This is a genomic window from Cellulophaga sp. RHA_52, from assembly GCF_007827205.1.
Classification (GTDB): Bacteria; Bacteroidota; Bacteroidia; order Flavobacteriales; family Flavobacteriaceae; genus Cellulophaga; species Cellulophaga lytica.
This window is the reverse complement of sequence record NZ_VIRZ01000001.1, coordinates 2439327-2452310: the sequence shown is the minus strand read 5'-3', so window position 1 is coordinate 2452310 and position 12984 is coordinate 2439327. Positions and strand designations below refer to the sequence as shown.

Below are 12984 nucleotides of genomic sequence, written 5' to 3'. Positions count from 1 at the left end.
TTTAATTTTGATGCTCTATATTTTTGTATGCTTCTATAACTTTTTTAACCAATTTGTGCCTTACAACGTCTTTATCATCAAGGTAAATAATTTTTATACCATCTACATTACCCAAAACTAGTAAAGCTTCTTTTAAACCAGAAATTACTCTACGTGGCAAATCTATTTGGCCAGGATCTCCTGTTAATAAAAACTTTGCATTTTTACCCATACGTGTTAAAAACATTTTCATTTGGGCATGCGTAGTATTTTGTGCTTCATCTAAAATAACAAAAGCGTTATCTAGTGTTCTACCACGCATAAATGCCATTGGTGCAATTTGTATGGTTCCGTTTTCTATGTAATGTGCTAATTTTTCTGCCGGAATCATATCACGCAAAGCATCATACAACGGTTGCATGTAAGGGTCTAGCTTTTCTTTTAAGTCTCCTGGTAAAAAACCTAAATTTTCTCCTGCTTCTACCGCTGGTCTAGTTAAAATAATACGCCTTACCTGTTTTTCTTTTAAAGCTTTTACTGCCAAAGCAACACCAGTATATGTTTTACCTGTACCTGCAGGGCCAATAGCAAAAACCATATCATTATTGGTTGCAGCCTCTACTAGTTTACGCTGGTTAGCAGTTTGTGCTTTAATAAGTCTACCACTAACACCGTGTACTAAAACATCTCCACTACTCTGTTTTGTGGCGTAATCTTCTTGGCTATTGCTAGTAAAAACCCTTTCAATTACATTTTCGTCTATTTTATTGTACTTAGCAAAATGGGTCATAAGCATATCTAAACGCTTATCAAATTCTTCTAAATGCTCATCATCTCCGTAAGCTTTTATCTTGCTGCCACGGGCAACAATTTTTAGTTTTGGAAAGTATTTTTTCAATAAATCTATATGCGCATTTTGATGCCCAAAAAATTCTCTGGGACTTATTTCTGTGAGTTCAATTATGATTTCGTTCAAATGAAAAAATGTATTAAAAGGTTAGGACGTAAATATAAATTTTAGTTGGCTATTTTTTTATGTAATTTTGTATAACAAATTTAATCAAAATCACTTCACCACGGCAAAAAACATATCAACAGTCATAAATGACAATACTAACACTAACTACTGATTTTGGATACAAAGACCATTTTGTTGGCGCACTAAAAGGAGCAATCTTCAGCGAAATTGAAAATGCAACTATTGTTGATATATCACACAGCATAAATCCGTTTAGCATACAGGAATGTGCCTATATTCTTAAAAACTCGTACAAAACGTTTCCTAAGGGTACAGTGCATATTGTAGGTGTAGATGCCGAGCTTACCAAAGAAAATGAACATATTATTACTTATGTTGATGGGCATTATTTTATAAGTGCTAACAACGGCGTTGTTTGTTTAATAACTTCTGAAGTTAAACCAGAAAAAATAGTTTCTATTAACATACCAGACACTAAAAATGGCTCTTTCCCTACTTACGATGTTTTTATAAAAGCTGCTTGCCATTTAGCTCGTGGTGGTAAAATGGAAGTTGTAGGCAAGCCATTTACCAATTTAAAGACTTTTAAAGACTTTGTTCCGCAATTAATAGATGGAGGCAAAACCATAATTGGCAATATTGTTTACATAGATAATTACGGAAACGTTGTTAGCAATATTCAAAAAAACTTATTTGAAGCTTATAAAAATGGTAGAGATTATGAGGTTAGAGTACGTGGTAAAGTATTAAAAACAATACATAATAAGTATAGTGATATTATTAACTTTGATGCAGAAAAAAACCGACGCAATGGTCCTGGAGATTTATTAGCACTTTTTAACTCATCTCAGTTTTTAGAACTTGCTATTTATAAAAGCAATTTAACCACTGTTGGTGGCGCATCTACCCTATTAGGATTAGATTATAGAGACACCATAACCATTAATTTTTTATAAATGATAGTACGCATTGTAAAATTGACGTTTAAAACTGAAAATATTGTTAGCTTTGAAAATATATTTAACCAGTCTAAACATTTAATTAGAAATTTTGATGGATGTAACTTTTTAGAGCTATACCAAGACAAAAATAACCCTGCTATATTTTTTACATATAGTTATTGGGATAGTGAAAATGCTTTAGAGGCTTACAGACACTCAGATTTATTTATTGGTGTTTGGGCAAAAACTAAAATACTATTTGCAGATAAACCAGAAGCTTGGACTGTAAATAAAAATGAAACTTTAAATTAATTAGATGTACGCCATTTACAAACGAGAAATACAGTCGTTTTTTACGTCGCCAATTGGCTATATGGTCATTGGCTTATTTTTAATATTTTGCGGCCTGTTTTTATGGGTTTTTAAAGGAGAATACAATGTTTTTGATTATGGTTTTGCAGACCTAAGCAACTTCTTTTTTCTTGTTCCTTGGGTATTTTTATTTTTAATACCTGCCATTACAATGAAAAGTTTTTCTGAAGAACGTAAAACAGGAACTTTAGAACTGTTATTTATTAAACCAATATCTTTATGGCAAACAGTTATTGGTAAATTTTTAGGAACTCTTACCTTAGTAATTATAGCCATTATACCTACATTTTTATATGTATACTCTTTATCTCAGCTAGGGCAAACAATTGGTAATATAGATATGGGAGTTGTGTTTGGTTCTTATTTTGGACTTTTATTTTTAATGGCTAGTTACACAGCTATTGGAATTTTTGCTTCTACCCTTTCTCAAAATCAAATAGTTGCATTTTTACTGGCTTTAATTCTTTGTTTTGCCTGCTTTTACGGTTTTCAAGGTATTAGCACATTGTTTACAGACGGTAGCACATCTGTTGCTATAGCCTCATTAGGAATGAAAGCACATTTTGAGAGTATTGCACGCGGTGTTATAGACACTAGAGATTTAATTTATTTTATTAGCCTTACAGTGTTTTTTTTGTTTTTAACTGTTGTTCAACTTAAAAACTTAAACCAATAATGAAAAAAACTCTTACCTCCATAGCTATTGGTATTATTGCTTTAGTTGTACTTAATATTGCATCTAACTACATATACACAAGAATAGATGTTACAGAAGACAGCAGATACACATTATCTTCTGCTGCTTTACAAACCGTACAAAATTTTACTAATCCTGTAATTATAGATGTTCTTTTAGAAGGACAATTGCCAGGTGAATTTGTAAAATTACAGTCCGAAACAAAACAAATATTAGAAGAATTTAAGGCTGAAAATAGCAATATAAAATTTAATTTTATTAACCCTTTAGAAACTACAGGCTCATCTGAAAATGCAATTGCAGAAATGCAAAAACTAGGCCTAACACCTGCTAATGTTACTGTAGAAGAAAACGGAAAAGTGTCTCAGGAATTTGTTTTTCCTTGGGCAATAGTTAACTACAACAATAAAACTGTAAAAGTTGCCCTGCTTAAAAATAAATTAGGAGCTACTACAGAAGAGCGCGTAACCAACTCTATACAACATTTAGAGTATTCTTTTGCAGATGCTTTTAGCAAACTAAATATTAAAGACAAAAAGAGAATAGCCGTTATTAAAGGTAATGGTGAATTACAAGATATTTACCTTGCAGATTACCTCTCTACTATTAAAGAATATTATAATATTGGAGCTTTTACCTTAGACTCTGTTGCTAGTAATCCAGAGAAAACATTAACTCAATTAAAAGAGTACGATCTTGCTTTAATTGCAAAACCTACGGAGCCTTTTACAGATAAAGAAAAATATGTGTTAGACCAATACATTGTAAATGGCGGAAAATCTATGTGGCTTATAGATAACGTTAGTATGGAGCTAGATAGTTTATTTAATAATGAAGGTAAATCTTTAGCTTTTCCTAGAGATTTAAACTTAAAAGATTTCTTTTTTAAATATGGCATACGTATAAACCCTGCTTTGGTTAAAGATATATACGCTACACAAATTGTTTTAGCACAAGGAGATGGCAATAACTCTCAATACAACCCTGTACCTTGGCCATTTAACCCAATGGTTTTTTCTAGAAATGACCACCCTATAAATAACAATTTAGAAGCTTTACGTTTACAGTTTGCAAACAGTATAGATGTTTTAAATAATAACGAGTATAATAAACATATTTTATACTATAGTTCTCCCTTATCTACAGTGGTAGGCACACCAAATATTATTAGCTTAGATTTGGTTAATAAAGCCCCTAACAAAGAAGAATACAACAATGGTAATAAACCTTTAGCTGTTTTGGTAGAAGGTAAATTTAAATCTGTTTACAATAACCGCATAAAACCATTTGCGCTAAAAAACAACAAAGAAGTTGGTACAAACAATAAAATGTTGGTTATTGCAGATGGTGATGTTATAAAAAACCAAATAAGCAAAGGAAAGCCTTTACAACTTGGTTATGACAAATGGACAAATAACGCTTACGGGAACAAAGATTTTATGGTAAATAGCATAAATTACCTGTTAGATGATAGCGGACTTATAAACATCCGAACAAAAAAAGTTGCAATTCCGTTCTTAGATAAAGAAAAAATTGTAGCTCAAAAAACCAAGTGGCAACTTATAAACATAGCATTACCAGTGGTTTTAACGCTACTATTTGGTTTAATATTTAATTATTATAGAAAACATAAATACGGTAAATAAGTGTTAATAAGTTTGTTTTCGTTAAAAGGACAATTAAAATATCTTTGTTTCAAGGATTTTTTAAACTTTTTGAAAAATACTTAAAGGCATTTGAGAGCCTAACCATAAATGAAGAAAATTATATAGCTGATGAAATTTATAGTATCTAGTACTTATTTGTTAAAGCAATTACAAGTTTTAGGCGGTGTTATTAATAACAGTAACACATTGCCAATTTTAGATAATTTTTTGTTTGAATTAAAGCAAAACAGTCTTACTGTTTCTGCCTCAGATTTAGAAACCACAATGAGTTCTGTTTTAGAGGTAGATTCTGATAATGAAGGTACAATTGCTTTACCAGCAAAATTATTATTAGAAACACTAAAAACTTTTCCAGAGCAACCATTAACTTTTGTTGTAGAGGAAAACAACACAGTTGAAATTAGTAGTAACCACGGTAAATATGCTTTAGCATACGTAGATGGTGCAGAATTTCCTAACGCTGTAGAATTATCTAACCCAAGTACTACAACTATTTTAGGTGATATTTTAGCAACTGCAATTAACAAAACAATTTTTGCTGCTGGTAATGATGACCTAAGACCAGTTATGAGTGGTGTATTTTTTCAGTTTTCTCCAGAAAATTTAACGTTTGTAGCTACAGATGCTCACAAACTTGTAAAATACCAACGTACAGATGTTACTGCATCTCAGGTAGCAGAATTTATTATGCCTAAAAAACCTTTAACTTTATTAAAAGGGATATTAGGTGGTAGTGAAAATGATGTAACCATAGAGTACAATGAAAGTAATGCTAAATTTACTTTTGACAATACAGAACTAATTTGTAGACTAATAGATGGTAAATACCCTAACTATGAAGCGGTTATACCAAAAGAGAATCCAAATGTATTAAGTATTTCTAGAACTCAGCTTTTAAGTTCTGTTAGACGTGTATCTATTTTCTCTAACAAAACTACTCACCAAATACGTTTAAAAGTAGCTGGTGCAGAGTTAAATATATCTGCTGAAGATATAGACTACAGCAATAAAGCAGAAGAACGCTTAACTTGTTCTTACCAAGGAGATGATATGCAAATAGGATTTAACTCTAGATTTTTAGTAGAAATGCTAGGTAATTTAAGTTCTGATGATGTTTCTTTAGAAATGAGTTTACCAAACAGAGCAGGTATTTTAACACCTATAGATGGTGTAGATGAAGGCGAGCACGTAACTATGCTTGTAATGCCAGTTATGCTTAACAACGCATAAATTAAAATACCCAACATAAAAAACCAAAAAAGAGGACATAATGTCCTCTTTTTTTATTCTTAATTGTATTACTAATATCTTATTACTTGCGTTCTAATTTATTAAGCTTTACATTTTCTTTTACCAATTTAAGCTTTTGCTTTGCTATAGAAGATTTTAGTTTTTCTATAGCTACAGGAGATAATTTGCCTGCTGCAGTATCCTGAGATAATTTATTCTCTAATTTTGTAATTTTTCTTTCTACTTTAGATACATTTCTCTTTTGCTTGGCAATTGCGCTTTTTAGTTTTGCTTCTTTTTTGGCCTCTTTTTCTTTCTTTTTAACCTCTTTGGCTTCTTTTTTAGCTTTCTTTTCTGCAGCCTTTTGCTCTTTTTCTAATTTTTTAGCTTCTTTTTCTGCTAATTTAGCTGCCTCTTCAGTCTTGGCTTTTGCTTCCTCTTCTGCTTTTAATACTTCTTCTGTAGTTTTAGTGTTTTCTACTTTTTCTACGCTTTCTGTTTTTTGCTCTTGTGCTGTTAAACTTGTTGCACTAAGTGCTAATAGCATTACTGCTAATACAATCTTCTTCATAATTTTAATTATAGTTAATGTGTGTGGTGCAAAATTAGACTATAATTTTGATATAAAATCAAAAAAAAATCTGTCTCTAAATAAATTTTAGAAACAGATTTTGTAAAATACTTATTATTAGTGCATTAAGATATAAATGAGATTGTCATAAATTTGCTTGGCGACTCTCCGTTTGCAGCTCTTACAGCATTTACTATTGGCATTACAAAACCTATAATACCAACAAATAAAAAGCCTAATAAGCCCAAACCAAATAATAAAATTCCGGGAACACTAATTATAATATAAAGCAGTAAGCTTAACTGAAAATTTACTATTGATTTTCCGTGCTCGTTCATACCTTCTACGCTATCTTTAGTAGTTAACCAAAGTACTAAAGGCACTATAAAGCCTCCTACACCTGTACAATAATGTAGTAATTGTGTTAAATGTGTAACTGCTAATAATCCGTTATCAGACCTTGATGTTGTTTTTTGTTGATTGATGATTTCCATTTTTTGATTGATTTTGATGTTATTACTATATCAGTAGTTATATTTTATAAAATGTTACACTAAAAAGCATAAAATTTTCTTTTAAATCTAAAAAATCATCAACATAAAAACTAAAAAAACGCTCGTATATAATACAATATGAGCGTTTTATACATTTATATTACCAACTAGAGTTAGTGTTTTGGTTTAGCTCTATTCATTTCTAACATATCTACATTTGTAGCCTCTACACCTAAAAAGTGTTTGCTAAAATAATCTGCTTTTAACCAAAAGAAATACTCCGTCATACTACCAAAACCGTGTCTTTGGCCAGGCATTATCATAAAATCGAATCTCTTATTTGCTTTAATTAGTGCGTTTGCCATTCTAATTGTAGCACCAGGATGCACATTGTTATCTACATCACCAGTTACCAGCATTAATTTACCTTTTAAGTTAGCTGCTAGAGTCTGGTTTTTATCAATATCGTATTTATATGTAATAACACCATTAGCATCTTTTACCTCTTCTACTCCGTGGTGCGTTTCACTCCACCAACTATTGTACATAGAGTTATCATGATTACCTGCAGAAGATACTGCTACTTTAAAAAAGTCTGGGTATACTAGCATTGCTGCGGTAGACATAAATCCACCTCCAGAGTGGCCAAAAATTCCTACTTTAGAAATATCTATAAAGTTATGCTTATCTGCTAATTGCTCTGCAACGTATTTTTTATCTGCTAAACCATAATCTCTTAAATTTCCATAACCGTAGTTGTGGTACCATTTAGATCTATTTGGGTGTCCACCTCTGTTACCTAAAGTAACTACTACAAAACCAACTTGCGCTAACCTGTCTAACCTATTCATAGAAACAGAAAAAGATTTATTTACAGCCTCTGTTTGTGGTCCTGGGTATACATATTCTATAAGCGGGTAACTCTTAGTTTCATCAAAATCAAAAGGCTTATACATTACTCCGTAAAGATCTGTAATACCATCGTCTGCCTTTACTTTAAACGGTTCTGGAAATTTGTAACCTGTTGCCATAAGTGCAGATAAATCTGCCTCTTCTAACTTTAATACCACATTACCATTACTAGATCTTAGTTCAGATTTTGGAACTGTATTTACCCTAGAGTAATTGTTTACAAAAAACCTATTAGAGTCTGCCATACTAGTACTAGTATTATAGTCTCCTTTATTTAAGTTTTTTAATCCTGTACCATTTAGGCTAATTTTAAAAAGATGCTCGTAATACGGGTCTTGCTCTTTAGTAACACCATTAGCAGTAAAAAATAATGTGCGCTCTTTTTCATTAACACCCACAAAACTATTAGAGTGGTAACTACCTTTGGTAATCTGGTTTTTTAAATTACCGTTTGCATCATACAAATAAAAATGTGCCCAACCGTCTCTCTCTGACCATTGAATAATTTCTTGCTCATTATTAAATAACACAATGTCCTTAGTCTCTACATAGGTATTAAGTTCCTCTTTAATAAGCGTTTTAACCTCCCCTGTGTTTATATCTGCAACATTAATATGTACTTTTTTACGATCTCTACTAGTACTACTAAAATAAATTTTACCTTTTTTAGAAAGTAATAATGAAGGTCTAAAATCATCACTAAAATTCATTTTTTTAGTAGGTGCGCTATAAATATCAATACTTTGCTGTATTGTAGTGTCTAACTTTACAGCAAGCTTTTCTTTAGAAGGTATATCAAAAACCAAAATTTCTGGTTTAGAGAACTCTTTTTCTCCCGGCATATGGTATTTATACGTTTCTAAAGTTGGTCTTTTTTTAGCAACCGAATTTATAACCCATAAATCCTTTAAATCTCTAGAATCAGATCGTTGGTACACAAACTTTTTAGAGTCGTGAGACCAATACCCTCTTATCCCCTTACGTTTGTCTTTATTCTCTTCTTTAGTCTCGTTGTTCTCTCCCCATGAGCCACCACCATAGCCATAGTTTTCTACACCATCTTTAGTCCATTGGTGTTCTACAATGGTAGAATCTTTTTCATCTTTTACAGCTTTTAAATAGTTGGCTTTATCCATCCAATATAAATTGTGCTGCTTAGAAAACAATACAATGCTACTATCTGGAGCTATATTAGCCCATCGTTTTTTGTTTTCGTCTTCTTTTTTATTATTAATAACAGTTAAACCATTACCTCCTAATTTGTATTCTAAATAATATACTTTGTTCTCTTTTTTAGGTGCTTTTTTAGCACTCTTGGCTTTAGTAGAGTCTTTAGAAATGGTATCATTCTTTTTATCGTCTTTTTTATCATCAACAACATCTACTTTTTCTTTAGATGTTACTCTAAAGCGTATGGCTGTTTCATTTTTAACAAACTTAAAATTAAAGCGTGGTAAGTGCTTAGCATCATACGGGTCTTTGGTAATTAAAGTTAACCACTGTGCCATTTTTGCATTATCAAACAGTTTTGTTTTGGTTCCACGGTCGGCATCAACTAAATAAAAGTTTGCTCCTTCTGTAGTTTTGTACTGGTACCAAAAACGATTTCCTTTTTTTAACCAATTAGGTCTAACTGTGGTAGAATGTACAATTTTTTTTAAATTATCTGGGGAAAATTTTGCCGCTTGCCTGTAATTAGGTGTTGGCACATTGCTAGTTTCTTCTTGTGCAAATGTTACCGTAGTACATACGGCAAACAATAGCAACAAGGCCATTTTTTTAATCATTTTTTAGATTTTTTGAGTTTGTTAGGTTTCTGTTAGTTGTTAACAAAAATATAATTACACATCTTAACCTAGTGAGATTTAACTTTTTGTTATGATGCATAGTTGCTTTTTTATTGCGCCTTTCTCTATTTAACAAGTTACACCTTACGTTCTCTTGCTATTTACAGTATTTATTTAATGAAAAATGAATACACATCAACTTTAATAATTTGTATTTTTGCATTTATGTTTTCACAAGATACTATAGTTGCATTAGCAACACCATCTGGCGCTGGTGCCATAGCAGTTATTAGGCTTTCTGGGCCAGACGCAATTACATTGGCAAATGCTAAGTTTAAATCTGTACGTAATAAAGATTTAACCAAGCAAAAAACGCATACCATACACTTAGGGCATATAGTAGATGGTACAAAGGTATATGATGAAGTTTTGGTATCACTTTTTAAAGGTCCTAACTCATACACAGGTGAAAATGTTATTGAAATATCTTGTCACGGATCACAATACATACAGCAACAAATTATACAACTGTTTTTGCGTAATGGTTGCCGTATGGCAGATGCTGGTGAATTTACACTACGCGCCTTTTTAAATGGCAAGTTAGATTTGAGTCAGGCTGAAGCTGTAGCAGACTTAATAGCGTCTGACAATGAGGCTAGTCACCAAATTGCAATGCAGCAAATGCGAGGCGGATTTTCATCAGAAATAAAAAAGCTACGTGAAGAACTTTTAAATTTTGCGTCTTTAATAGAGTTAGAATTAGACTTTGCGGAGGAAGATGTAGAATTTGCAGACCGCACACAGTTTATAACGCTACTGTCTAGAATACAAGAGGTTTTAAAACGATTAATAGATTCCTTTGCTGTTGGTAACGTACTAAAAAACGGAATTCCTGTAGCTATTGTTGGCGAACCAAATGTGGGTAAATCTACCTTATTAAATGCTTTTTTAAATGAAGACCGCGCAATTGTAAGTGATATTGCTGGTACCACAAGAGATACAATAGAAGATGAAATAGCTATTGGTGGTGTTGGTTTTAGATTTATAGATACAGCTGGTATACGAGAAACTGCAGATGTTGTAGAAAGTATTGGAATTAAAAAAACGTTTGAAAAAATAGAACAAGCCCAAGTGGTATTGTATTTAAGTCCGCTTACACCTGCTATAGAAAACTTAGAAAGTATTAAAGTAGAAATTGAGCGAATAAAAAATCAGTTTCCGTTAAAAACACTTGTTGTAATTACCAATAAAAAAGATTTATACACGCCAGAACAAATAGAAACTATAGAGGCCGAAATACCTTCTACGCTATTTATATCTGCCAAAACTGGCGATGGCGTAGAAACCTTAAAAAACAAACTTTTAGAGTTTGTAAATACAGGTGCGTTGCGTAATAACGAAACTATTGTTACCAATACTAGGCATTTTGATGCTTTATTAAAGTCTCTAGAAGGTATAGAAAGAGTACAACTTGGTATGGATGGTGGTATCTCTGGAGATTTACTAGCTATAGACTTAAAAGATGCCCTGTACCACTTAGGTGAAATTACCGGACAGGTTTCTAATGATGAACTACTTGGTAATATTTTTGCTAATTTTTGTATTGGAAAATAACTAGCTAAACTACTTTATTATTAACTATTTCTATATATTAATTGCCTTTAAAAACTAGGCAATACCAACAAACAGTTTACAAGATGATTATAGAACAAGAACAGAAATTTAAAGAAGTACTTTCTAAAATAGAAGGTAAAATTAACGAACAGAGTTTTTTTAATAAGTTCTTAGAGTTGTATCCTGAGGTTTGGAAAAAACATAAAATAACCTATTCTAAATTTACTAGAAGTAAAAAATTTAGACAAACAATACCCTTGCCAAAGCCAGAAATATCCTTACGTAAAGAAATTAGATTGTTTTTACAAAAACAATAAAAAAAACCGAGCAAAAGACTCGGTTTTTCTTTTATAAAATAAGTTCTTTCTAGTGCTCTATATCGTATTCCAATATTTTAAATTGATATGGTGTTATACCTAAATTAAATTCTTTAACAACTTCCATTTCCTCTAAGTTACACTTTATAATTTTTTCTTCTGACGGAATAGATATGTATAAAGAATCATCAAAATAATCTATATTACTAGTAACAGATCCGTGGCCATCAGATTCTGTATCCATTGTAATAGATAATTTACCTTCATATACAACAGAATTAGATATTACATTGGTAACTTTAATATCTCCATTTTTTGTTAAACTTAAAACCTCTTTTTTATCTCTAGAAACCATACATTTAAATAATTCTGCAGTTTCATGTATTGGTGTAATTTCCTCACTATTTATATTAATAAAGTAAGCACCTTTACTAGAGGTATATCCAACAAAAATAGCATCAGAAGTTGTACCTAGTATACTTCCAAACCATACGTTTTCTTCAAAATTAGTTGGGTAATCAATAATTTTTTGTTCTCCGTTGTCTTTTACAACCAGCACACCGGTATTAGAACCAAAAAGAGCCGTTGTGTTGTTACCTGCACTACCGTGAATTCCGGAGGTACTTAAACTTTGTTCTTCTTTTGACACAACTTCACCATCTTGATTTATAATATGTACTTTCTCAGGCAAAACAGCTCCGTTTCCTAAATTTGTAACTGCTATGTTTCCGTTTTTAAAAATTACCATTGCGCCATGATGTGCAGTAGTGCCTGTTGGTATATTTTTAACAGTTGTACTATTCTCTATAGTTTTTTCATTAAAAATACTTAGAGTAGCATCTCCGTCATTATAAACAGCGACATAATCTTGTTCAGATTTAAAGTGTGTTGGCTTTTGACTTTCAAATTTTATAGCTCCAAAACCAGTTTCTCCTAAATTATGACTATGGTCTCCGTGGTCAATTTCTCCACCAATATTAAATGTTTCTGTATAGTTATTATCTCTATGCGTTATAACAGCATACCTACCAGATTCTGTAACATATACACTACCTTTTGCATAAGATGCTTGGTAAGCTGTAACTTCTTCATTATCTACATTAATAAAATTTAATGTAGCAGAATTTGCATCAGAAATTAGTAATGATGCGTTTTTATGTTCATCATTATGATCTACATCGTCATTTACGCTGTCATCATCTTTAGAGCAAGCTGTAAATAAAGCAGATATAGCTAAAAGAGGTAATAAATAAGTCTTTTTCATTTGTGTGTTTTTAATTATTAATGCACAAATATATGCAAATGAATCATTAACGCAACAAAGTTGCATTTATTTATATCTGTAAATAAATAATATTAAAAAAAACTTTTACAGGCTGCTTGGTTAAACAAAAAAGAGAGAAAATAGACGTCTTTAGACTAAA

At 31.5% G+C, this 12984-nt stretch carries 12 protein-coding genes; 7 read left to right on the top strand and 5 right to left on the bottom strand.

The genetic code is table 11. The features are described from left to right. Position 1: 1 nt before the first annotated feature. Positions 2 to 955 carry a PhoH family protein gene (locus JM80_RS10840; protein ID WP_013622757.1) on the bottom strand — a complete coding sequence of 318 codons (954 nt, stop codon included), beginning with the start codon at positions 953 to 955 and terminating at the stop codon, positions 2 to 4. Between the two features lie 128 nt (positions 956 to 1083). On the opposite strand from JM80_RS10840, the gene JM80_RS10835 reads away from it, so the two are divergent. The 5 genes from JM80_RS10835 to dnaN all read left to right on the top strand — a co-directional run bounded on the left by JM80_RS10835 (position 1084) and on the right by dnaN (position 5865). Next, the gene (locus tag JM80_RS10835; RefSeq protein ID WP_144710077.1) at positions 1084 to 1914 is read left to right on the top strand and encodes an S-adenosyl-l-methionine hydroxide adenosyltransferase family protein; all 831 of its coding nucleotides are present in this window, start codon (positions 1084 to 1086) and stop codon (positions 1912 to 1914) included. Continuing rightward, positions 1915 to 2211, top strand: a complete 297-nt coding sequence (locus tag JM80_RS10830; protein WP_013622759.1) for a putative quinol monooxygenase — start codon at positions 1915 to 1917, stop codon at positions 2209 to 2211. It begins immediately after the preceding gene. Between the two features lie 4 nt (positions 2212 to 2215). Beyond that, entirely contained in the window at positions 2216 to 2947 is a 732-nt protein-coding gene (gene gldF, locus JM80_RS10825) for a gliding motility-associated ABC transporter permease subunit GldF (RefSeq protein ID WP_013622760.1), read from the top strand. After that, positions 2947 to 4614 (top strand): gliding motility-associated ABC transporter substrate-binding protein GldG, encoded by a 1668-nt coding sequence (gene gldG, locus JM80_RS10820; protein ID WP_144710075.1) that lies wholly within the window; start codon positions 2947 to 2949, stop codon positions 4612 to 4614. Before gldF ends, gldG begins: the two co-directional genes overlap by 1 nt. A 129-nt stretch (positions 4615 to 4743) precedes the next feature. Further along, positions 4744 to 5865, top strand: a complete 1122-nt coding sequence (gene dnaN, locus JM80_RS10815) for a DNA polymerase III subunit beta (RefSeq protein ID WP_013622762.1) — start codon at positions 4744 to 4746, stop codon at positions 5863 to 5865. An 82-nt stretch (positions 5866 to 5947) separates the two neighbouring features. Here the strand turns inward: dnaN and JM80_RS10810 are convergent, their stop codons facing one another. From JM80_RS10810 to JM80_RS10800, 3 genes are all read right to left on the bottom strand, one after another. Further along, positions 5948 to 6436, bottom strand: coding sequence for a hypothetical protein (locus JM80_RS10810; RefSeq protein ID WP_013622763.1), 489 nt, complete (start codon positions 6434 to 6436; stop codon positions 5948 to 5950). A gap of 125 nt (positions 6437 to 6561) precedes the next feature. Then, positions 6562 to 6930 (bottom strand): DUF4870 domain-containing protein, encoded by a 369-nt coding sequence (locus tag JM80_RS10805; RefSeq protein ID WP_034645375.1) that lies wholly within the window; start codon positions 6928 to 6930, stop codon positions 6562 to 6564. A 173-nt stretch (positions 6931 to 7103) separates the two neighbouring features. After that, positions 7104 to 9629: a DPP IV N-terminal domain-containing protein gene (locus JM80_RS10800; protein ID WP_144710073.1), complete on the bottom strand. Its 2526-nt coding sequence runs from the start codon at positions 9627 to 9629 to the stop codon at positions 7104 to 7106. 225 nt (positions 9630 to 9854) lie between these two features. Between JM80_RS10800 and mnmE the strand changes: the two genes are divergently transcribed. Together mnmE and JM80_RS10790 are read left to right on the top strand one after the other, a co-directional pair. Then, positions 9855 to 11243: a tRNA uridine-5-carboxymethylaminomethyl(34) synthesis GTPase MnmE gene (mnmE, locus tag JM80_RS10795; protein WP_034645492.1), complete on the top strand. Its 1389-nt coding sequence runs from the start codon at positions 9855 to 9857 to the stop codon at positions 11241 to 11243. An 83-nt stretch (positions 11244 to 11326) separates the two neighbouring features. Further along, positions 11327 to 11560, top strand: coding sequence for a hypothetical protein (locus JM80_RS10790; protein ID WP_144710071.1), 234 nt, complete (start codon positions 11327 to 11329; stop codon positions 11558 to 11560). A gap of 49 nt (positions 11561 to 11609) precedes the next feature. Here the strand turns inward: JM80_RS10790 and JM80_RS10785 are convergent, their stop codons facing one another. Continuing rightward, positions 11610 to 12824 (bottom strand): hypothetical protein, encoded by a 1215-nt coding sequence (locus tag JM80_RS10785; protein ID WP_144710069.1) that lies wholly within the window; start codon positions 12822 to 12824, stop codon positions 11610 to 11612. Between the last annotated feature and the right edge of the window lie 160 nt (positions 12825 to 12984).

Coding starts and splice junctions, on each gene's coding strand:
- JM80_RS10835 (WP_144710077.1), top strand. CDS start 1,084: ATGACAATACTAACACTAACTACTGATTTTGGATACAAAGACCATTTT.
- JM80_RS10830 (WP_013622759.1), top strand. CDS start 1,915: ATGATAGTACGCATTGTAAAATTGACGTTTAAAACTGAAAATATTGTT.
- gldF (WP_013622760.1), top strand. CDS start 2,216: ATGTACGCCATTTACAAACGAGAAATACAGTCGTTTTTTACGTCGCCA.
- gldG (WP_144710075.1), top strand. CDS start 2,947: ATGAAAAAAACTCTTACCTCCATAGCTATTGGTATTATTGCTTTAGTT.
- dnaN (WP_013622762.1), top strand. CDS start 4,744: ATGAAATTTATAGTATCTAGTACTTATTTGTTAAAGCAATTACAAGTT.
- JM80_RS10810 (WP_013622763.1), bottom strand. CDS start 6,436: ATGAAGAAGATTGTATTAGCAGTAATGCTATTAGCACTTAGTGCAACA.
- JM80_RS10805 (WP_034645375.1), bottom strand. CDS start 6,930: ATGGAAATCATCAATCAACAAAAAACAACATCAAGGTCTGATAACGGA.
- JM80_RS10800 (WP_144710073.1), bottom strand. CDS start 9,629: ATGATTAAAAAAATGGCCTTGTTGCTATTGTTTGCCGTATGTACTACG.
- mnmE (WP_034645492.1), top strand. CDS start 9,855: ATGTTTTCACAAGATACTATAGTTGCATTAGCAACACCATCTGGCGCT.
- JM80_RS10790 (WP_144710071.1), top strand. CDS start 11,327: ATGATTATAGAACAAGAACAGAAATTTAAAGAAGTACTTTCTAAAATA.
- JM80_RS10785 (WP_144710069.1), bottom strand. CDS start 12,824: ATGAAAAAGACTTATTTATTACCTCTTTTAGCTATATCTGCTTTATTT.